We start from the raw sequence: 19,438 nt of genomic DNA, 5'->3' as shown, positions 1-19,438 counted from the left end.
GCTCACACCCAGTCCGGCACGCTGTCGAGGGCGATCAGTTCGGCGATCGACCGGCGCGGGCGGATGACGTGCCACTGGCTGCCGTCGACCAGCACCTCGGGGATCAGCGGCCGCGAGTTGTAGGTCGAGGCCATGACCGCGCCATAGGCGCCGGCCGACATCACGGCGAGCAGGTCGCCTTCCCTGACGCCTTCCATCTTCCGGTCCTGGGCCAGGAAGTCGCCGGTCTCGCAGACCGGGCCGACGACGTCGGCGGTGATCTGCGGCAGGTTGGACTGGACCACCGGCTGGATGTCGTGATGCGCCTCGTAGAGGGTGGGGCGGATCAGGTCGTTCATCGCCGCATCGACGATGACGAAGGTCTTGCCGCCCTCCTTCACGTATTCGACCTTGGTGACGAGGATGCCGGCGTTGCCGACGATCAGCCGGCCGGGCTCGAGCACCAGCGATACGCCGAGCTTGCCGACATGGCGCTTGACCACCTCGGCATAGGCGAGCGGATCGGGCGGCGCGTCCTGGTCGTGGTGGTACGGGATGCCGAGTCCGCCGCCGACATCGACGTGGCGGATGTCGTGGCCGTCCGCCTTCAGGTCGTTGACCAGCTGGGCCAGCAGCCAGAAGGCATTGTCGAAGGGCAGCATGGAGGTGATCTGGCTGCCGATGTGCATGTCGACGCCGACGGCGCGCACGCCGGGCAACGCCGCGATGCGCGCGTACACTTCGTGCGCCCGGGCAAACGGAATGCCGAACTTGTTCTCGGCCTTGCCGGTCGAAATCTTGGCATGGGTGCCGGCGTCGACGTCGGGGTTGATCCGCACCGAGACCGGGGCGGTCGCGCCCATCGACACGGCGACGTCGCTCAGCCGCTCGAGCTCGGGCTCGCTCTCGATATTGAAGCACTTGATGCCGAGCTCGAGCGCGCGCCGCATCTCGGCAAAGGTCTTGCCGACGCCCGAGAATACGATCCGGTCGGGCGGCACCCCGGCCGCGATGGCGCGCTCGAGCTCGCCGCCGGACACCACGTCGGCGCCGGCGCCTTCGCGGGCCAGGAGCCGGATCACCGCCTGGTTGGAATTGGCCTTCATGGCATAGGCGACGAGCGTGTCGATGCCCTGGAAGGCATCGCGCATCACGCGCACATGACGGCGCAGCGTGGCGGCGGAGTACACGTAGAAGGGCGTCCCCACCTTGCCGGCGAGGGCGGTGATGTCGACCTCCTCGGCAAACAGCCGGTCGTCGCGATACTGGAAGTGATGCACCAAGGTCCACGCCCCTAAAGTCAGGGCTGAAGCTCTAGGCGAAAGGCGCGGAAAACGGAAGCTGGAGTTGTGGACGGCCCGACCGGGGCGGATGAAGAAGCGCCCTCTTCACCGCGGCCAGTGATGCTCGATCCGCTCCGCCACCAGCCGCTGGATCTGCCACAGGTTGCGGTCGTGGATGCCCAGCTCTTCGAGCCTGGTCACCGTCGAGAGCACATACTCGGCCATCGAGCCCTTCCAGCCATGCGCCTGCGCCAACTGGTCGGCGCGCTCGGCGAGGCTGAGGCCGCCGATATAGCGCTGGTCGCGACGATCGATGATGAAGGCGAGCGTGGTGAGCGGGCCGGTCTCGGTCATCACCTTGATCCAGCGCGCCGGGAAGGCCGAGGGCACCATGCTCATCTCGCGGCGGATCAGCTTGTGCAGGTTCTCGCGCAGGCGCGCGGCCGGGATGCGATAGGCGACGCCGCGGCAGGTGCCGCCGCGATCGAGGCACAGCATCAGGCCCGGCTGTTTCGGATTGCCGCGATAGCGCTGGTCGAACAGGCAGAAGCTGCGGTGCCAGCCCCTGGCGACGGCGATCTTTTCGGCGTCCGTATCGGTGGCCGGGTTCCAGATCAGCGAGCCGTAGGCAAAGATCCAGAAGTCATCCCCGGGGGCAGCCGAAATCCAGCGCTCGACCTCCGCGTCGTAGTCGGCATCGGTCGCCAGCCTCACGAAGGCGTAGTTCGGTGGCCCGGGATCCTCGATGACGGGGATGCGGGCGACGTGGTCGGAGGTGAGATGGAGGGGGCGGGGTTTTGGGGGCATGGCAGCTCGCATATTCGCCAAGGATTGTTCGGGAAGATACCCCCCACCCTGTCCCTCCCCCGCACGGGGGAGGTGACCTGCGCTCGAACGTCATCGTTTCGCTGGTGCCAGTGTTTTCCGACGAGATGCCGGACGTTATTCCACCCCGCCATCGCCATGGCCGCCGGATTTCTTCACGCTGACCGGCTCCGATTTCACGCCGGTGAGGATCTCCTTCCAGCGTGCGGCCTGGGCCGCGACGTTCTCGGGCGCCGTGCCGCCGTAGCTCTTGCGCGCCGCGACCGAGCTCTCGACGCTCAGCACCTTGTGGATGCGGCTGTCGATGCGGTGGTCGATGAACTTGAAGTCCTCGATGGTCAGCCCGTCGAGGCTCATGCCCTTCTGCTCGGCCAGCGCGACGATCTGGCCGGTGATGTGGTGCGCCTCGCGGAACGGGATATTGGCCTCGCGCACCAGCCAGTCGGCGATGTCGGTCGCAGTCGAGAAGCCGGCATTGGCCGAGGCGCGCATCTTCTCGCGATTCGCCTTCAGATCTTCCACCATGCCGGTCATTGCGGCGAGCGAGAGGGACAGGGAGTCGAGCGCGTCGAAGGCGACTTCCTTGTCTTCCTGCATGTCCTTGGAATAGGCGAGCGGCAGGCCCTTCATCACCATCATCAGCGAGGTGAGCGCCCCCATGATGCGGCCGACCTTGGCGCGGATCAGCTCTGCGGCGTCGGGGTTGCGCTTCTGCGGCATGATCGACGAGCCGGTGGTGAACTTGTCGGAAAGCTTGACGAAGCCGAACTGGGCCGAGCTCCAGATCACCAGTTCCTCGGCGAAACGGGATAGGTGCATGGCGCACAGGCTTGCGGCGCTGAGCGTCTCGAGGATGAAGTCGCGATCCGAGACGGCATCCAGCGAATTGGCGGTCGGGCGGTCGAAGCCGAGCGCCTTGGCGGTCATGTCGCGATCGATGGGATAGGGCGTGCCGGCCAGCGCCGCCGAGCCGAGCGGGCTTTCGTTGAGGCGTTTGCGCGCATCCTCGAAGCGGCCGTGGTCGCGGCCGAGCATCTCGACATAGGCGAGCAGGTGATGGCCGAAGGTCACCGGCTGGGCGTTCTGCAGGTGCGTGAAGCCGGGCATGATGGTCGCCACTTCTTCCTCGGCGCGCTTGACCAGCGCCAGCTGCAGCGTCTTCACCTGGGCCAGCAGCGTGTCGATGGCGTCGCGGACATAGAGGCGGAAGTCGGTCGCCACCTGGTCGTTGCGCGAGCGCGCCGTGTGCAGGCGCCCGGCGGCATCGCCGATGATTTCCTTCAGCCGGCTCTCGACGTTCATGTGGATGTCCTCGAGCGAACGCGAGAACGTGAACTTCTGTGTCTCGATTTCGGCGAGCACTGCCTGTAGGCCGGCAATGATCGCGTCGCGATCCGCCTGGGTCAGGATGCCCACTTCCGCGAGCATCGTGGCGTGTGCGATAGAACCGGCGATATCCTGCTTGTAGAGGCGCTGGTCGAAGCCGATGGAGGCGTTGATCTCTTCCATGATGGCGTCGGGTCCGGTCGCGAAACGGCCGCCCCACATGCGATTGCTCATCTCAACTCCAACGGTATGCAAATGACAGACCAAAGCCCGGCGCCGGTCAGGCGGATGCGCCCGATGCGGGTGCTGCTCATCGCCCTCGCCAGCGCGGCGGTAGCACTAGTCCTTACCCTGGTGATTGGCAACTTCATGCCGGCCCAGGCGCATCAGTGCCCGGCGCAGGTGGTGAAGGGCCAGAAGATCGACGCCGCCGCCGTCGGCCTGCTCGCGGCGCTGACCGGAACCGGCGAGGGCCGCGGCTATGCCGACATGGCGTTCAAGGACCAGGCGGGAGCGCCCCGGACCATCGCCGATTTCGCCGGCCGGAAGCTGCTCGTCAACTTCTGGGCCAGCTGGTGCGTCCCGTGCCGGGCCGAGATGCCGGCGCTCGACCGGGTGGCGGCCGAGTACAATTCGGACCGGTTCATGGTCCTGCCGATCAACCTCGACATCGGCGAGGGCGGGCTCGAGAAGGCGAGGAAGTTCCTCGCCGACGAGAACCTCCACAACCTGCCGCTCTACGCGGACTCGAGCTTTTCGGCGTTCGAGCGGCTGAAGCAGCAGGCCGTGGCGGTGGGCCTTCCCGCCACCTTGCTGCTCGACGAGAAGGGCTGCGAGCTCGCCGTCCTGCAGGGGCCGGCCGAGTGGGACTCGCCCGACGGCAAGGCCGTCATCGACACGCTGATCGGGAGCTGAGCTTGGCCCGCATCCTGTGCGTCGGCGCGCTGACCATGGACACCATCTTCCGGCTCGAGCGCCTGCCCGAGGCGCCGGGCAAGATCATCCCGCTCGATGCGGTGGAGGTGGCCGAAGGCATGGCCTCGGCCCAGGCGGCGAGCATCGTCCGGCTCGGCGGCGCGGCGGCGCTCTGGGCCTCGGCCGGCGACGACGGCATCGGCGACCGGCTGGTGGCACAGATTTCCGAGGCGGGCGTCGATACCGCGCACGTCCGCCGGGTGGCCGGAGCGCGCTCGGGCTTCTCGTCGATCCTGATGGACCAGACCGGTTCGACGATCATCGTGCCGCGCTATGATCCGACGATCACCGCGGCGCCGGACGGCCCGCCAGACCTGCAGGGCATCGACGCGGTGATGACCGACGTGCGCTGGCCGGCGGCCGCCAGGCTGGCGCTGGCCGCCGCCAGGGCAGCCGGCATTCCCGGCATCCTCGATGCCGACATGGCGCCGCGCGACGTGCTCGATGCGCTGGTGCCCGAGGCCAGCCACATCGTTGCCTCGGAAAGCGCGGCGAAGCTGCTGACCGGCGCGGAGGCACCCGAAGGCGCGGCGTGGCGCCTCTTCGACGAGCATGGCGTGTTCGTCGCCGTGACGGCCGGCGCCCATGGCTGCTGGTGGACCGAGGGCGCCGCCATCCGCCATACGGCGGCGCCGAAGATCGACGCGATCGACACGCTGGCGGCCGGCGACGTCTTCCATGCCGGCTTTGCGGTCGGGCTCACCGAAGGCTGGCCGATGGGACGGACCATCGCCTTTGCCTCGGCCGCCGCCGCCATCAAGTGCACCCGCTTCGGCGGGCGGCTGGGCGCCCCGACGCGAAATGAGGTCGAGGCGTTCATGGCAGCGCAGGGCTGAGGGCTTGGCTGCCCCTCACCCCGGCCCTCTCCCCAGAGGGGCGAGGGGGCGGTGTGGCACTGCCGGTGCAGAGTGTCCCCTCGCCCCTTTGGGGAGAGGGTCAGGGTGAGGGGAGCCACCCGCACCGGCCAGGCGCACTAAGCTGCTCGTGACCTCTTCACGTTGTCCTTGCTCGCAATGGTCCGGATCACCCGGCACGGGTTGCCGGCCGCCACCACGCCCGCGGGCACGTCCCGCGTCACCACGCTGCCCGCCCCGATGGTCGAGCCGTCGCCGATGCTGACGCCGCCCATGATCAGCACGTTGGCGCCGATCCAGACGTTCTCGCCGATGGTGATGGGCCGGTTGATGGCATTGCCGCCCACGATCCTGCCGGCCTCGTCGCGCAGGGCGCGCTCCTCGGGGTCGATCGGATGGCCGGCGGTCAGGAACTGCACGCGCGGGGCGATCACCGAGCCGTTGCCGATGCGCACGTCGGCGCCATCGAGGAACACGCACTCGAAGTTGATGAACACGCCCTCGCCGATATGGATGTGCCGGCCGTATTCCCAGGTCACCGGCGACATGACCATGCCGCCGCCGAAGCTGCCGAGCTGGTCGCGCAGCATGACGGTGCGGTTGAACATGTCGGAGTTGGGAACGGCGTTCAGCCGATCGAGCTTCTTGCGCGCTTCGGCCTGCATCTCGATGAGATGGAAGTCGGGGTTGGGATAGACCTCGCCGCGGCGCATCCTGTCATAACCGGTGGTGTCGACCATCGGCAAATCCTCCTGCGGCCCCCCGCAGTTGGCGTCGCTCTAGCGTAGCGATGACAGGCGCGAAAGCGCGGAATCTGGCGGGGTGGACGATTTTGGCCCGAACCGTTCAGCACGGGTTCAGCCTCAGGCCAGCTTGTCGACCTTCGTGCCCTGTCCCGGGGGCGGCGCGCTGCGGGCTACCTGATCGACCATCTGCAGAAGCGACATCTCCATCTCGTGCTGCCGCTTCAGCACGGCCATGGCAGCCGATTGCTGCGTGCCCAGCGCACGTACGGCAAGCAGTTGCGATGTCAGGTCGGTATCCATCCCCGCCAGTCTATCGGCAGACGGTAAACGCGCCGTTGGCCGGAGTCGTTAACGGGGCGTGAACGTCTCAGCCGTTGCCGTTGTCACCGCGGAACTTGCCCGGCGTCCACAGCACGTCGCCCTCGCCATTGGCATTGGCGACGCGGGCGAGGACGAACAACAGGTCCGAGAGCCGGTTGAGGTAGACCTGCACCGCGCGGCTGGTGTCGGGCTCGCGCTCGGCCAGGTCGACGACGAGCCGTTCGGCGCGGCGGGTGACGGTGCGCGCCACGTGCAGGGCGGCGGCGAGCGGCGAGCCGCCGGGAAGGACGAAGCTGGTCAGCGGCGCCAGCGGCTCGTTGTAGGTGTCGATCTGCTGCTCGAGCCATTCCGCCTGGGCCGGCAGGATGCGCAGCGAAGGCGGCGCCCCCTCGGCATCGGCGCCGGGGGTCGCGAGGTCCGAGCCGAGGTCGAACAGGTCGTTCTGGACGCGGGCCAGCACGCGGTCGAGCCTGGGCGTACTGGCGGTGTGCAGGCGCGCCAGGCCGATGCAGCTATTGGCCTCGTCGACGGTGCCAAAGGCCTCGACGCGCAGGTCGGCCTTGGAACGGCGCGGACCGCGCACCAGCCCTGTCGTCCCGTCGTCGCCGGTCTTCGTGTAGATCTTGTTGAGCTTCACCATGCGGCAAACGTGATCCGATTCCGGGTCCGCGCGCCAGCACAATGATGGCCGAGGTCAGCCGCGGCCGAAGAAGAACAGCGCCCCCAGGATGACGACGATGGCGACGAACTGGGCGATGACGCGGGCGCGCATCAGCTTCTGGCTGAGGTTGGGGTTGCCACCGCGGAACATGTTCCACAGCCCCCAGAACAGGATGAAGGTGACGGCGCCGAGGGCGAGGATGGTGACGATGGCAGTGATGTTCATTTGGGTACCTTGGCCAGGAGCCTGACGAGGCCCTCGCTTAGCCGATCATAGATGGCACGGATACGGCGGCTGGTGAACAATTCGCGGTGTGTGGTCAGCCACACCTCGAGTGGCGGCGGGTCGAGGCCGGGCAGCAGGCGGACCATGCCCGGCGTTGCAGCGACCAGGGTCGACTGGGCGAAACCGATGCCGAGACCCGCCTTGATCAGCTCCCAGGCATTGGTCTGGCTGTCGGTGCGCACGACGAAATCGTTGCGGCCGAGGGTGAAGCCCATCTGGCGCGCCCCGTCGATCAGCAGGTCGGAGCGGTCGAAGCCGACAAGGTCGTGCCCGGCGAGGTCCGCCGGACCGGCGGGGGCGCCGCGGGCGGCGACATAGCGCTCGTGCGCACAAGCGACGATCGGGATCTGTCCAAGCCGCTTGGCGATCAGCTCGAGCTGGGTGGGGCGGAACATGCGCACGGCGATGTCGGCCTCGCGCAGCAGCAGGTTCTCGACCGCGTCCGAGGGCACGAGCTCGAGCGCGACCTGCGGGAATTCCTGGCGCAGCTCGTAGAGCAGCGGCGGCAGGACATAGTGGCACATCACGGTGCTCGAGGTGATGCGGACCGAGCCGGTGAGCGCGGCGCTCGCGCCCTCGGCCATCAGGTTCGCTTCGGCAAGTGCCGCCTGGGCCGACTGCACCGGCTCGTAGAGCTTGAGCGCCGTGTCGGTCGGCCTGAGGCCGGCCAGCGTGCGCTCGAACAGCCCGACGCCGAGCGCCTGCTCCAGCGCCTCGACGTGCCGGCCGAGCGTCGGCTGGCTCAGCCCGAGGGCGCGCGCCGCGGCCGACAGCGAGCCGTGCTCGACGACGGCGCCGAAACTGCGCCAGAGGGACCAATCGGGTTCAGGCATCGCGCATCCTTGATATTCATTTGTGTATGGCAATTAGCCGAAACTGTCCAATCGATAAACACACGCGCAGGTCATATCTCTGGCTCACCAGCAAGGAGCAATGAAATGAGCAAGCCCAGGGTCATCGTCATCGGAATCAACGGCCATGTCGGCCACCACGCCGCCAAGGCCTTCGTCGCCGCGGGCTGGGAGGTCACCGGTTTCGGTCGCTCTAACCGGCAGCCGGTCGCCGGCGTGCGTTTCGTCCAGGGTGATGCCGACGACGTCGAGTCGATGCGGGCTGCGATCGGGGAGATCGACGTCGTGGTCAACGCGCTGAACCTGCCCTACCACCACTGGGACAAGGGCCGGAAGGAAGCGCTGACCGAGCGGGTGATCGCGGCCCTCGGCACGAGCGGCAAGACCCTGCTGTTTCCCGGCAACATCTACAACTATGCCGCCACCGACCGGGTGGTGACGCCGGACCTGCCGCAGCGGCCGCAGACGCCGCGCGGCGAGATCCGGGTGCGTGTCGAGCAGCTTTACCGCGAGGCGGCGGCGCGCGGCGACATCCAGGCGCTGATCCTCAGGGCCGGCGATTTCTACGGTCCCGAGAGCACCGGCGACTGGTTCGACCTCGTGATGCTGGCGCAGGCGAAGAAGCGCAAGCTGCAACTGATGGGCAGCAAGGGGGTCGGCCATGCCTGGGCCTATCTGCCGGACGTCGGGCGGGCATTCGAGAAACTGGCCTGGCACAGGAAGGAACTGGGGGCGTTCGAGACCTTCCACTTCGCCGGCAACTACGTGACGCCCGAGCAGTTGGGCGAGGCGATCGTTGCTGCGACCCCGGTGGCACTCAAGGTCTCGATGTTCCCGCGCTGGGTGATCGGCGCGATCGGCCTGGTCAACCCGATGATGCGCGAGATCGACAAGATGGGCTACCTGTGGGAGCAGCCGATGGAACTCCGGGACCCGCGGCTCGACGCCATTCTCGGCCCCGATTTCGCCACGCCGTTCGCGGACGCGGTGGCGGAAACGGTCGTGCCGTTCTTCAAGGCTCACAAGGCTGCCGCCTGATCACCTCTCCCTTTGGGGAGAGGGACGATGTGGCACACCTGACGCTAGAACCCCAGTTCCCGCCGGACATCCGCCGCCGACCAGCCCGCTTCGCGTAGGGTGCGCAGCGATTGCGAGCCCCTGGACTTGCTGAGCTTCCTGCCCTCGGCATCGAGGATCAGCTTGTGGAAGGTGTAGGTCGGCGAGGGCAGCCCGAGCAGCATTTGCAGCAGCACGTGGATATCGGTCGAAGGCTCCATGTCGCGGCCGCGGGTCACGTGGGTGATGCCCTGCGCGGCGTCGTCGACCACGACGCTGAGATGGTAGCTGGTCGGCGTGCCCTTGCGCTGCAGCACGACATCGCCCCACAGCTCAGGTCGGGCATAGCGGATCTGCGGCCGGTCGATCGGCGTCGGGCCGGCGACCGTGAAGGTCAGCAGCCCGGTCAGCGCCATGGCGGCCTCCGTCCTGAGCCGCCAGTTCGCCTCCTCGCCGCTGGCGAGGCGCCGTTCGGTCTCGGCGTGGCCGAGATGCCGGCAGGTGCCGGCGTAGAGCGGGGCGCCGTCCGGATCGGTCCCGGTCGCGGCGGCGGCAATGTCGCTGCGCGAACAGAAGCACGGATAGAGCAGGCCGCGCTGCCTCAGCCGGTCGGCGGCCGCGGCATAGGCCGGCAGGCGGGCCGACTGGCGCCAGACCGGCTCTTCCCAGGCCAGCCCGAGCCAGTGCAGGTCCAAAAAGATCGCCTCGGTGAATTCCGGCTTGCTTCGCTCCCGGTCGATGTCCTCGATGCGGAGCAGGAAGCGCCCGGCCATCGTCCTGGCCCATTGCGCGGTATAGAGGGCGGAGTAGGCGTGCCCCATGTGCAGGTAGCCATTGGGGCTGGGCGCGAAACGGAGAACGGGCTGCAGCATGGCCGCGACAGCTAGCACGCAAGGGCAGTGATTTGACAGACCGACTCGATTCCGCCGCAGCGCTGGCCCGCCACCTCGCCGCGCTCACCCGCCTCGATCCGCGCCTCGCCGAGATCGCCTCGAGGGCCGGAGCGTTCGAGATCCGCCGCTCGCCGGGCGGCTTCGAGGGGCTGGCGCGCATCGTCACCGGCCAGCAGGTGTCGACCGCGAGCGCCGATGCCATCTGGGCCCGCTTTTCGGTCCTGCCGGGGGCGCTCGATCCCAAGGGCTACCTGCGGCTGAGCGAGGAGCAGGTGCGCGGTGCCGGCCAGTCGGGCGGCAAGTACCGCACCTTGCGCGGCATCGCCGAGGCGGTGGTCGGTGGCGGCTTCGCGTTCGCACCGCTGGCGGAGCTGCCGGCCGAACAGGCCATCGCCGCCATGACCCGGCTCAAGGGCGTCGGGCCGTGGACGGCGGAGATCTACCTGATGTTCTCGGCGGCGCATCCCGACGTCTTCCCGGCTGGCGACGTGGCGCTGCAGCGGGCGGCGCAATGGGCCTTCGGGCTTGACGGCAAGCCGCCGGTCAAGGACTTGATCGGCATGGCGCGGCAATGGTCGCCGCATCGCTCGACCGCGGCGCTGCTGCTCTGGCGCTATTATCGCGCGGTCCGCAACAAGGAAGGAATTTCCGTCTGATGGCGAAGCTCTCCGGACCCATGCTGCCGCCTCAGTCGGGCGGGGCGGCGAAACAGGCGGTGGTGCTGCTGCATGGCTATGGCGCCGACGGCAGCGACCTGATCAGCCTCGGGCACCACTGGGGACAGCTGCTGCCCGACGCGCTGTTCGTCTCGCCCAATGCCCCCTCCCCGGCGGCGGGCAATCCCTTCGGCTTCCAGTGGTTTGCGCTGCAGGTCGATCGCATCGCGGGGCGGATCGAAGGGGCGAAACAGGCGGCGCCGGTGCTGGTCGAGTTCCTCGAGGACTTGTGGCGGCAGAGCGGGCTGGCGGCCGCCGACACCTACCTGGTCGGGTTTTCGCAGGGCGCGATGATGGCGCTGCATGTCGGCACGGTGCTGCCCGGGCCGCTCAGGGGGATCGTGGCGTTCTCCGGCGCCTTCGTGCCGGCCGACAGCTTCCCTGCCGGCGACAAGCCGCCGGTGGCGCTCATCCACGGCGAACTGGACCAGGTGGTCGACCCGCAGCTCAGCCTGGAAGCCGCCGACACGCTCGCCGCCGCCGGCTACGACGTCACGCTGCACATCTCGCGGGGCGTGGCGCATGGCATCGCGCCGGACGGTCTGGACTTCGCAACTGCCTTCCTTTTGGCGCAAAGCAACTGAATCGCCTCGACGAATCGCGCTTCACAGCCGTGTCACAGTCGGCATAGACTATCGACGATCATGACTGGCCGCGATTCCCGTATCTTTGGGTGCGACAAGTGACAGTACATGTGTCGCTTGAGAATAGCCCCGCCCTGGTGCTGAACGCCGACTATCGTCCGCTCAGCTACTATCCTTTGTCGTTGTGGTCCTGGCAGGACGCGATCAAGGCGATTTGCCTCGACCGGGTCAACGTCGTCTCCACCTACGACCGCGTGGTGAAGTCGCCAAGCTTCGAGATGGCGCTGCCCAGCGTCGTTTCGCTCAAGGACTATGTGCGGCCCGCCCGGCATCCGGCGTTCACGCGCTTCAACGTGTTCCTGCGCGACAAATTCCAGTGCCAGTATTGCGGCTCGCGCGACGACCTCACGTTCGACCACGTCATCCCGCGTTCCAAGGGCGGCCGGACCACCTGGGAGAACGTCGTCACCGCCTGTGCGCCCTGCAACCTGCGCAAGGCCAACCGGCTGCCGCGCGAGATCAGGATGTTCCCGATGCAGGAGCCGTTCCAGCCCAGCGTGCATGACCTGCACAACAACGGCCGCGCCTTCCCGCCCAACCACCTGCACCGCAGCTGGCTCGACTATCTCTACTGGGACATCGAGCTCGAGCCGTAGCCCTGCTTGCGGGCATCGCTGCCAATAACTATTATTGTCTCCGTTCGAATGACGGAGACTGAAGATGGCGATCAGCGCAGATCTGGGCAAAACCCTCGAGGCAGTGGTCGAGGACCTCGTCAGGAACGGCCGCTACAACTCCAAGAGCGAGGTCCTGCGCGAAGGCGTGCGGCTGGTGCAGGAGCGCGAGGCCGAGTTGGCTGCGCTCTGGGAGAAGCTGGATAAGGGCATTGCAGACGCAAAGGCTGGTCGGACTAGGCCGGCAGAAGAGGTCTTCGCAGAGCTCCGCCAGCGATACGGTCTGAAGCGGTCGGACAATGCGGCGTAGGGTCAGAGTGACCGATGAGGCCAGCCATGACCTTGGCGAAATCTTCGAATACGTTGCTATCGACAGTCCGGCCGCGGCAGAGAGGCTAATCAACCAACTAGATGACGCGATTCGCACGTTGGGCGATGCCGCCTTGCATTATCCCTTGGTTCACGATCGTCCGGAAACAGGTGTGCGCCGTCGCGTCGTGGGGCCATACAATCTATTCTTCCATTTGGAAGGAAGAGAGATCGTCGTAGACCGCATTCTTCACGGCGCTCGCAACGCCACGCACATCCTCTTCCCCGACGACTAGCCCTTGCGCCTCAACCACATCGCTGCGCCTAGCATCAGCACGATGGCCGCGGAGATCAGCGCGTTGAACCCGGCCAGCGACACGCCGAAGATCTCGAACTGTACCGCATCGCAGGGCACGACGCGGGTGGCGTTGATGTTCTGCAGGTCCTCGAACTTGACCTCGACGCCGACGCCGCTACAGGCGGTGGGGCCGGGCCAGAAGCCGTATTCGACCCCGGCGTGATGGGCGCCGAGGTAGGTGGACCAGACGAAGATCAGTGCGACAACGGCCAGCCCCGCGACAACAAGCGTCCGCGGCAGTCGATTCCACAGCAGCAGAAGCAACAGCAGGATCGGCAGTCCGACGTAGTAGGGGTTGCGCTGCTCCCAGCAGAGTTCGCACGGCACCAGCCCGCCGAAGATCTGCGAACCCCAGGCGCCGGCGATGGTGGCAAGTCCGACGACGAAGGAGATCAGGGCGAGAAGCCGAGGACGGTCGGCGGTGAGGCTGTCGGGCACGTTTGACGCTCCAGTCGATGCGGGCGCCATATTCCCGGGCGCCACCCTCAAGTCAACTTAACTCGGGGTAACGAGCGCGTCACTCGCCGGGGCCGCTGAGGCCGAGCGCGGCCATGACGGCCCTGGCGTTGTGCGGGGCATGCTCCTTGTCGGTCGAAACGAAGAAAGCGAAGACGTCGCGGTCGCCCGGGACAGGTCCTGCGGGGGCCACCAATGGCGCGCCGTCGGCCGGCCTGCCCTCCGACCAGGCCCTGAGCCATTGCGCGCGAAGATCGCGTTCCCCGGGCGAATAGCTCTCGCTGCCGGGCGCGCCCTGCAGGCGGGCATAGGCGAAGTCGGCGGTCTGGTCGGCATAGGGCCAGTCGGCCGTGTCGGCGACCACCAGGGCGACGTTGTGGGCCCGGAGCTGGGCGATGAAGCGCGGATCGGCGAAGCTCTTGTGGCGCACCTCGATGGCGTGCCGCACGCGGGTGATGCCGGTGGCGTCGAGGAACGGCGGATTCTTGTCGTAGTCGGTCCTTGCGGCCAGCGCGACGAGCGCCTCCGGCGTTCTCGGCAGCAGGGCGAGGAAGGCTTCCATACGGTCCTCGTCGTAGCTCGAGTTACCCGGCAACTGCCAGCAGAACGGACCGAGCCGGTCGCCGAGCGCCATCACCCCCGAGGCGAAGAAGTTGGCGAGGGGAAGCTCCACGTCCTTGAGCCGCTTGATATGGGTGACGAGTTGGTGGCCCTTGACCGTGAAGACAAACCCCGGCGGCGTCTGCGCGGCCCAGTTCGAAAAGCTCGCTGCCTTCTGGTGCGAATAGAAGGTGGCGTTGATCTCGATGCTGCCCAGTCGCGCGCTCGAATAGGCGAGTTCGCCCTTCTGCTTCAGCCCCTCGGGGTAGTAGCTCTTGCGCCAGGGTTCGAACACCCAGCCGGCCGTCCCCACCCTGATTGTCCCAGCCATCGATTCCTCCCGCGCACAGCGGGGCAATCTGCGACGAGCGTCAGCGTCAGTCCAGCAGGTTGAAGGATTGGTGCCCCCGGTCGGACTCGAACCGACATGCCTCGCGGCGGCGGATTTTGAGTAATCATGAGAATGGGGTGTGGCACCCCAAGACGCCCGGATTTCCTGACTTTCTTATGCGGTCGCCTCCGTCACAATGTCACAGTTTTGGTCACAACCGTCACAGTCTCGGTCACAAAAAACCGGCTGGCTTGAGTAGCTCGTGCGGGTCCGCTAGAAGGGCGCTGCGCGGGTGTGGCGAAACTGGTAGACGCACAGCACTCAAAATGCTGCGACTTCGGTCGTGTCGGTTCGACCCCGACCACCCGCACCAACTATCCCCCTCCCCCGGCTGCGGGAGGGCTCATCGTGGCTAAAGTCGATGAGGACAAGGTGCGCCGGGACATGGTCCTGCTGGCCACCATCGTGAAAGAACTCCGCCAAACTTATCCCCGCATGGAGCTTGGTCAGTTGCACGTGCTCTTGCTCGTGTTGGCTCGGCCCGGTGTCAATCTGGCTGACCTTGTGCCGCCCACGCGACTGACGCGGTCTGCGGTGTCCCGCAATGCGTTGGCCCTGTCGCAGGTGTCGTATCTGGACGACGAGGCGGGTGGCCGTCGCGGTGGCCTCGACTTGCTCACGCATTTCCCCGATCCGCACAGCACACGGGCGAAGATCGTCGCCCCGACGCAAAAGGGTCGCGCGTTGGCGGAGCGTCTGTCGTCCATCCTTCGCGGGAGGGCACCGCTATGGCTCGACTGAGGGGAAAAAGCTGGCAAGCGGACGTGCGGCTGGCGGGGGGTGCGCGTCTACGCCCCACCTTTCCAACCAAGGTGCAGGCTGAGGCGTGGGAAGCCCAAGCCCGCCTTGCCATCGAGCAGGGCAAGCCCATCCCCGAAACCCGCACGGCGTCGAGGCCCGGCAGCGCGACCCGCGACCTGTCGAACCTCGGCAACCTGTTCGACCACGTATGCCGCACCGAATGGGACGACATGCGGGCCGCTCGCACGCTCAAGATCAACGGCAAGTGCGCCGTGGACCACTTCGGGCGGGCCAAGGACGTGCGGACCGTCCTCGCCCCCGACATTGCGGACTACGCGGTGTCGCTGGCGGAGAAAGGGAACGCGCCGGGGACGGTCAACCGCAAGATCGCGGCGCTGTCCAAGCTCCTGACCACGGCGGTCAACGCCGGGGCGCTGGACAAGGTGCCGGTCATCAAGTGGAGGCGCGAGGAGAAAACCAAGTTCCGCTTCATCGACCAGAAGGAGGAGGCAGTGATCCTCGCCTACTGGCGCAACTCGGACTATGAGCGGGCCTACGGGCTCACCATGTTCCTGATCGACAGCGGCGCTCGGTGCTTCGCGGAGGCAATCCCGGTCAAGTGGGACCACTTCGGCAAGGACTTCGCCAACGTCACGTTCTGGCAGACCAAGACGTTCAAGCCGCGCACCGTGCCGCTCACCAAGCGGGTCCGGGCATGGCTCACCGACTGGAAGCGGGCACACCCCGACAGCGTTGGGCCGTGGGCGAGCATGAACAAGAACACCTTCACACACCGCTGGCGGTCCATGCAGGGGGACCTTGGGTTCCCGGACGTGACGCCCCACACCATGCGCCACACGTGCTGCACCCGGCTCGTGCTTGGCAACGCCCCTGTGAAGCTCGTGATGGAATGGATGGGGCACTCCTCCATCGCTACCACCATGCGCTACATGCAGATCAGGCCCGATAGTCTCGACGGCCTGCTAGGTGCCCTCGAAGGAAGGCTGTGAGCGAAGTGGAGGGCTCAGTCAGCAGCACTGCGATCTGCGACCCAGAGCCCTCCATTACGACCAGCAGCAAGAGCCGCTGGTGGCCCCAATATGTTCATGTTGGCGACGAAAGACCCCATTGGTGCGGGCCATCCGGGTGGCGTGTCGCCTTCCGTAAGTCCTGAACTTGCCCTAAGCATCTACTGGACTGGGAACGGGGGCTAACGGTGGATACTGCACAGAAGTACTCAAAGGACATGGACCGATTAATTGAGAAGGGGGCATTGCTGACGATCGCAATGCAAAAAGAGATCAGTCCCGATGCCGAGGTTCAGAAGACCCTCAATGGGAAGGAGATCACGAAGCTCCCTAACTTCGTGCTCGAGTACCAAGGTTGGTATTCGGAGAGCTTGGCGCTTCTAGCTCAGGTACTTCCCGAGCGCGTGGCCGACTTTCGTGCGCTGTACGCGCCAGCGGGTGCGCGGAAGGACCTTACGCACTCAACATACACGATCAGCGATTACCTTCGCGGGACACGAGTGACCAGATGGGACGACCACGTTGTCGTCGATAAGTCGGCGGCTCTGCACCCGATGACGCAGCAATTCTCGATAGTCCAGGGCCTAGCTCGCCGGTTCACTAGTACCCTGTTCGACATCAAGACACTCGTCCATGCCGATGTGCTTGACGACGAGCTTCATGCGGCTGAGGAACTCAACGGGAAAGGCTTCCAAAGGGGCGCAGGTGCCGTAGCCGGGGTGGTCTTGGAAGGGCACTTGGCAGCCGTCTGCGATCGCCACCGGATAACGGTCCGGAAGAAGGACCCTAGCATCGCTGACTTGAACGAGGCTTTGAAGTCGGCATCCGTTGTGGACGTAGTGCAGTGGAGGTTCGTGCAGCATCTGGCCGACTTGCGGAACAAGTGCGACCACAAGAAGGCCACCGAGCCTTCACGCGAGGACGTCGAGGAACTCATCGCGGGCGTTCGCAAGGTTACGAAGACCGTGCTGTAATCGAGAAGAAGAGGGCCGCTGCGAGAGAGTACGAGCACGGGTTCGACGCCGCGCGGCCGCGCCGAGGGAGATAGCCAGTGGGCTTGGTGAAACCATTCGCGTTCGTGTTGATGCCGTTCGATGTATCATTCGACGACGTCTACAAGCTCGGCATCCAAGCTACAGCAACCGAGCGAGGGGTTGTCGCCGAGCGCGTGGACGAGCAGGTTTTCAGTGAGACCATGCTGGAACGCATCTACCGGCAAATTGACGCCGCCGACTTCATCATCGCCGACATGACAGGTCGAAACCCGAACGTGTTTTATGAGGTGGGCTACGCCCACGCATGCGGCAAGTTATGCACTTTGCTGACTAGCGATGCCGGAGATATCCCATTCGATCTGAAACACCATCGACACCTCGTCTACGGCGGGTCCATCCAGACGCTCAAGCGGCTCCTTGCCCCCGAGATTGATTGGCTCATAGCTGAGATGGAGAGGCGGACAGCGGTGCCGCTGACTGTGCAGTTGAAGGAGACCAGCGGCTTCCTCAACAAGAAAGAGTGGAGAGCGACTGCCGAAGTGAGCATGACCCTAGATATGCACAATCGCACCGAGAAGCGGTCGCCTGAGATAGAGGCGATCTACCTCCACACGGGCGGAGGCTGGGAATACTCACAAGGTGCAGAGGAATGTCCCTCAACTCAGTCCGACCTCGACGACTACGTGTTGCGTCACTTCCTAAAGCCGCCTGTGACTAGGCTATCGCCGGGCGCCTGGGCACCACTCAAGTTGCTCGGAAGAAAGCGTGTGTGGTCCAAGTTCGACGGCACCGAGGCAAAGGACAACTACCGGATGGTGGGTCACGCAACGCTCGAAATCGCCACTTCCGAGGGCACGTTTCGCGAAGTGCTAAACCTCGACGTCATGGCGGACGAAATACCCTTCTAGCGCGGGGTATCCGAAGCATAAACCGATGGGGTGCCCACATAGGGGCAGCGGCGCTGTAGGTCCGAGAGCCCCCGGCCTCACGCGGAAGCGACGGTCTCCGAGCTTACTCCCCGCCCGCCAGCGGGACCACCTTCTGGATTGTCGCTTTCGAGAGACCAACCTGAGCGGCGATAGCGCGGATGCTCAATCCCTCGGCCCGCAAACGGAGGATGGTCTCGCGGACCTCGTCGGTCACCTGCCTTGGACGCCCGCCAGTCCTGCCCTCTGCCTTCGCCTTCGCGATCCCCTCCATCTGCCGCTCCTTGCGGATAGCGGTCTCAAACTCAGCTATGAGGGCGAGGATGCCCATGACGAGCTTCCCGGTGCGCGACGTGGTGTCCACGGCAGCATCGTCAAGCACCTTGAATGCCACACCCTTGGCCTCCAACCCCGAGACGATCTTGTAGAGGTCGGCGGTAGACCGGGCGAGGCGATCCAGCTTGGTGACCACCAGCACGTCTCCCTCCCGCACGTAGTCGAGGCAGCGGAGGAGTTCAGCACGATCCGTGTCCAGTCCGGACCGCTTCTCCGCGAAGACCTTCTCCGCCCCCGCAGCCTTGAGCCGCTCCACCTGCGTGGTGTGGTCCTGCTGCCCCGAGGAGACGCGGGCGTAGCCGACGATTGCCATTGTGATGTACCCTTTTCCTTAAGACTGTAATGTCCAGATAGTTAGTGGACGCGATGGGTACGGGTCAAGAGGGTTGTGCCAGAAAGTATACATTGGTGGACAGCGACAGCCGAGGACGGGGTACGTTCCCGGCTTGCCTCTCCTCGAAAAAAAACCGACGAGGCCGTGGTCGGCATCCAGAGAGCTGACGTGGCGGGGGGATTTGTCAGCGCATCAATGGTTGAGTTCGTCCTCTCGGATTTCTCCACCATTTCTAGGTGACCCTGATCAAATCAGGTGGGAGGGGTGGGAGGGGAGGGGCAACCCCACGGAACGCTCATAAGCAGCCGGGGGAGCACCCCAGACATACCCCTATATAACCAAGGGGGGCCTTCTCCTAAGGTACGGGGTAATGGTCTCAAGCGGCCGTGGTGGTCCGTCGGCAGGAGAGTTGGCGCCTTCAGCTTCAACCTGCTAGGTCGCCTGGCATGAGCACGTCACCCGACAACAAGAACCAACCCACCCTCCACCGTTCGATATGGCAGCGAGTGTTGCGGTCGCCGCGTACATGGGTCGCCTTAGCTGGGGTCTGCCTCGGCACGATGCTCGGCGGGCTTCTGGGCAATTTCGGAGTTGCAGGTCCTGGTGGGGCTTTTTAGGTGTGGACCCTGCCTGCTGCCAGCCCCGAGGGGTCTTGATTTCTGAGACCCCTGTTTCGTCAGGTCCGAGGTGCGCCGTCTGCGGTGTCGCCTTCGGGGGCGCCGGTTGGATGCTTCCTGTTTGGCTTCGCGAACGGCTGGCAAGGAGGTAGGGCAGCGACACCACATCTTTCCGGGCAGCGGTGCGTGCCGTATGAGTTCCGGGGACGGGCACCTGGGGGGAAACCGGCGCGGCGTTGTCGCCTCAGGCGGCAATCGCGAAGTGGCCCAACTCCCCCATCAAGGAACGGGTGGCAGCTGGGCTCGCTTCGTTGACCT

At 65.9% G+C, this 19,438-nt stretch carries 24 protein-coding genes and 1 tRNA gene; 13 read left to right on the top strand and 12 right to left on the bottom strand.

What is annotated here, in order from left to right; genetic code table 11:
• Positions 1-2 precede the first annotated feature (2 nt).
• The 3 genes from lysA to argH form a co-directional block, all read right to left on the bottom strand.
• Positions 3-1,259: a diaminopimelate decarboxylase gene (lysA, locus tag J0I99_RS05375; protein WP_291396647.1), complete on the bottom strand. Its 1,257-nt coding sequence runs from the start codon at positions 1,257-1,259 to the stop codon at positions 3-5.
• A gap of 108 nt (positions 1,260-1,367) precedes the next feature.
• Complete coding sequence (locus tag J0I99_RS05370; RefSeq protein WP_291396375.1) at positions 1,368-2,069, bottom strand: gamma-glutamylcyclotransferase; 702 nt, start codon at positions 2,067-2,069, stop codon at positions 1,368-1,370.
• A 135-nt stretch (positions 2,070-2,204) separates the two neighbouring features.
• Positions 2,205-3,647 (bottom strand): argininosuccinate lyase, encoded by a 1,443-nt coding sequence (gene argH / locus J0I99_RS05365; protein ID WP_291396373.1) that lies wholly within the window; start codon positions 3,645-3,647, stop codon positions 2,205-2,207.
• A gap of 21 nt (positions 3,648-3,668) precedes the next feature.
• Between argH and J0I99_RS05360 the strand changes: the two genes are divergently transcribed.
• Positions 3,669-4,328 (top strand): TlpA disulfide reductase family protein, encoded by a 660-nt coding sequence (locus tag J0I99_RS05360; RefSeq protein ID WP_291392884.1) that lies wholly within the window; start codon positions 3,669-3,671, stop codon positions 4,326-4,328.
• A gap of 2 nt (positions 4,329-4,330) precedes the next feature.
• Positions 4,331-5,224, top strand: coding sequence for a PfkB family carbohydrate kinase (locus J0I99_RS05355; RefSeq protein ID WP_291396372.1), 894 nt, complete (start codon positions 4,331-4,333; stop codon positions 5,222-5,224).
• A 137-nt stretch (positions 5,225-5,361) separates the two neighbouring features.
• On the opposite strand, the gene J0I99_RS05350 is transcribed toward J0I99_RS05355, so the two are convergent.
• From J0I99_RS05350 to J0I99_RS05330, 5 genes are all read right to left on the bottom strand, one after another.
• Positions 5,362-5,982, bottom strand: coding sequence for a sugar O-acetyltransferase (locus tag J0I99_RS05350; RefSeq protein ID WP_291396370.1), 621 nt, complete (start codon positions 5,980-5,982; stop codon positions 5,362-5,364).
• Between the two features lie 123 nt (positions 5,983-6,105).
• Entirely contained in the window at positions 6,106-6,288 is a 183-nt protein-coding gene (locus tag J0I99_RS05345; RefSeq protein ID WP_291392877.1) for a hypothetical protein, read from the bottom strand.
• A 67-nt stretch (positions 6,289-6,355) separates the two neighbouring features.
• Complete coding sequence (locus tag J0I99_RS05340; protein WP_291392875.1) at positions 6,356-6,949, bottom strand: cob(I)yrinic acid a,c-diamide adenosyltransferase; 594 nt, start codon at positions 6,947-6,949, stop codon at positions 6,356-6,358.
• 54 nt (positions 6,950-7,003) lie between these two features.
• Complete coding sequence (locus tag J0I99_RS05335; RefSeq protein WP_291392873.1) at positions 7,004-7,195, bottom strand: twin transmembrane helix small protein; 192 nt, start codon at positions 7,193-7,195, stop codon at positions 7,004-7,006.
• On the bottom strand, positions 7,192-8,088 hold the full coding sequence (locus tag J0I99_RS05330) for a LysR family transcriptional regulator (protein WP_291392871.1): 897 nt from the start codon (positions 8,086-8,088) through the stop codon (positions 7,192-7,194). Before J0I99_RS05330 ends, J0I99_RS05335 begins: the two co-directional genes overlap by 4 nt.
• 105 nt (positions 8,089-8,193) lie before the next feature.
• Between J0I99_RS05330 and J0I99_RS05325 the strand changes: the two genes are divergently transcribed.
• Entirely contained in the window at positions 8,194-9,144 is a 951-nt protein-coding gene (locus J0I99_RS05325; protein ID WP_291396369.1) for an NAD-dependent epimerase/dehydratase family protein, read from the top strand.
• 44 nt (positions 9,145-9,188) lie between these two features.
• Here J0I99_RS05325 and gluQRS read toward each other — a convergent pair whose 3' ends face one another.
• Entirely contained in the window at positions 9,189-10,034 is an 846-nt protein-coding gene (gene gluQRS / locus J0I99_RS05320) for a tRNA glutamyl-Q(34) synthetase GluQRS (RefSeq protein ID WP_291392867.1), read from the bottom strand.
• A gap of 32 nt (positions 10,035-10,066) precedes the next feature.
• Here gluQRS and J0I99_RS05315 point away from each other — a divergent pair, with 32 nt between their 5' ends.
• From J0I99_RS05315 to J0I99_RS05295, 5 genes are all read left to right on the top strand, one after another.
• Positions 10,067-10,711 carry a DNA-3-methyladenine glycosylase 2 family protein gene (locus J0I99_RS05315; RefSeq protein ID WP_291392865.1) on the top strand — a complete coding sequence of 215 codons (645 nt, stop codon included), beginning with the start codon at positions 10,067-10,069 and terminating at the stop codon, positions 10,709-10,711.
• Positions 10,711-11,355, top strand: coding sequence for an alpha/beta hydrolase (locus J0I99_RS05310; RefSeq protein ID WP_291396367.1), 645 nt, complete (start codon positions 10,711-10,713; stop codon positions 11,353-11,355). Before J0I99_RS05315 ends, J0I99_RS05310 begins: the two co-directional genes overlap by 1 nt.
• Positions 11,356-11,453: 98 nt before the next feature.
• Positions 11,454-12,011, top strand: coding sequence for an HNH endonuclease (locus J0I99_RS05305; protein ID WP_291392861.1), 558 nt, complete (start codon positions 11,454-11,456; stop codon positions 12,009-12,011).
• A 64-nt stretch (positions 12,012-12,075) separates the two neighbouring features.
• Positions 12,076-12,339, top strand: a complete 264-nt coding sequence (locus tag J0I99_RS05300; RefSeq protein ID WP_291396365.1) for a type II toxin-antitoxin system ParD family antitoxin — start codon at positions 12,076-12,078, stop codon at positions 12,337-12,339.
• Positions 12,340-12,346: 7 nt separating this feature from the next.
• Entirely contained in the window at positions 12,347-12,634 is a 288-nt protein-coding gene (locus tag J0I99_RS05295; protein WP_291396362.1) for a type II toxin-antitoxin system RelE/ParE family toxin, read from the top strand.
• On the opposite strand, the gene J0I99_RS05290 is transcribed toward J0I99_RS05295, so the two are convergent.
• Together J0I99_RS05290 and J0I99_RS05285 are read right to left on the bottom strand one after the other, a co-directional pair.
• Positions 12,631-13,134, bottom strand: a complete 504-nt coding sequence (locus J0I99_RS05290) for a disulfide bond formation protein B (RefSeq protein ID WP_291392855.1) — start codon at positions 13,132-13,134, stop codon at positions 12,631-12,633. The genes J0I99_RS05295 and J0I99_RS05290 overlap by 4 nt on opposite strands.
• Positions 13,135-13,213: 79 nt before the next feature.
• On the bottom strand, positions 13,214-14,083 hold the full coding sequence (locus J0I99_RS05285; protein WP_291396360.1) for a DUF72 domain-containing protein: 870 nt from the start codon (positions 14,081-14,083) through the stop codon (positions 13,214-13,216).
• A gap of 288 nt (positions 14,084-14,371) precedes the next feature.
• Here J0I99_RS05285 and J0I99_RS05280 point away from each other — a divergent pair.
• The 5 genes from J0I99_RS05280 (at position 14,372) to J0I99_RS05260 (ending at position 17,815) form a co-directional block, all read left to right on the top strand.
• A tRNA-Leu gene (locus tag J0I99_RS05280) sits at positions 14,372-14,456 on the top strand.
• A gap of 35 nt (positions 14,457-14,491) precedes the next feature.
• Positions 14,492-14,884 (top strand): hypothetical protein, encoded by a 393-nt coding sequence (locus J0I99_RS05275; RefSeq protein ID WP_291396358.1) that lies wholly within the window; start codon positions 14,492-14,494, stop codon positions 14,882-14,884.
• Positions 14,872-15,894: a site-specific integrase gene (locus J0I99_RS05270; RefSeq protein ID WP_291396356.1), complete on the top strand. Its 1,023-nt coding sequence runs from the start codon at positions 14,872-14,874 to the stop codon at positions 15,892-15,894. The genes J0I99_RS05275 and J0I99_RS05270 overlap by 13 nt, the downstream gene beginning before the upstream one ends.
• 206 nt (positions 15,895-16,100) lie before the next feature.
• Positions 16,101-16,886, top strand: a complete 786-nt coding sequence (locus J0I99_RS05265) for a hypothetical protein (RefSeq protein WP_291396354.1) — start codon at positions 16,101-16,103, stop codon at positions 16,884-16,886.
• 77 nt (positions 16,887-16,963) lie between these two features.
• Positions 16,964-17,815, top strand: a complete 852-nt coding sequence (locus tag J0I99_RS05260; protein ID WP_291396352.1) for a hypothetical protein — start codon at positions 16,964-16,966, stop codon at positions 17,813-17,815.
• A gap of 103 nt (positions 17,816-17,918) precedes the next feature.
• On the opposite strand, the gene J0I99_RS05255 is transcribed toward J0I99_RS05260, so the two are convergent.
• The gene (locus J0I99_RS05255) at positions 17,919-18,482 is read right to left on the bottom strand and encodes a recombinase family protein (RefSeq protein WP_291396350.1); all 564 of its coding nucleotides are present in this window, start codon (positions 18,480-18,482) and stop codon (positions 17,919-17,921) included.
• Between the last annotated feature and the right edge of the window lie 956 nt (positions 18,483-19,438).

It is taken from the genome of Devosia sp. (genome assembly GCF_017307495.1).
Classification (GTDB): Bacteria; Pseudomonadota; Alphaproteobacteria; order Rhizobiales; family Devosiaceae; genus Devosia_A.
The sequence above is the reverse complement of the archived record's forward strand: the minus strand, read 5'-3'. Positions and strand labels throughout refer to the sequence as shown.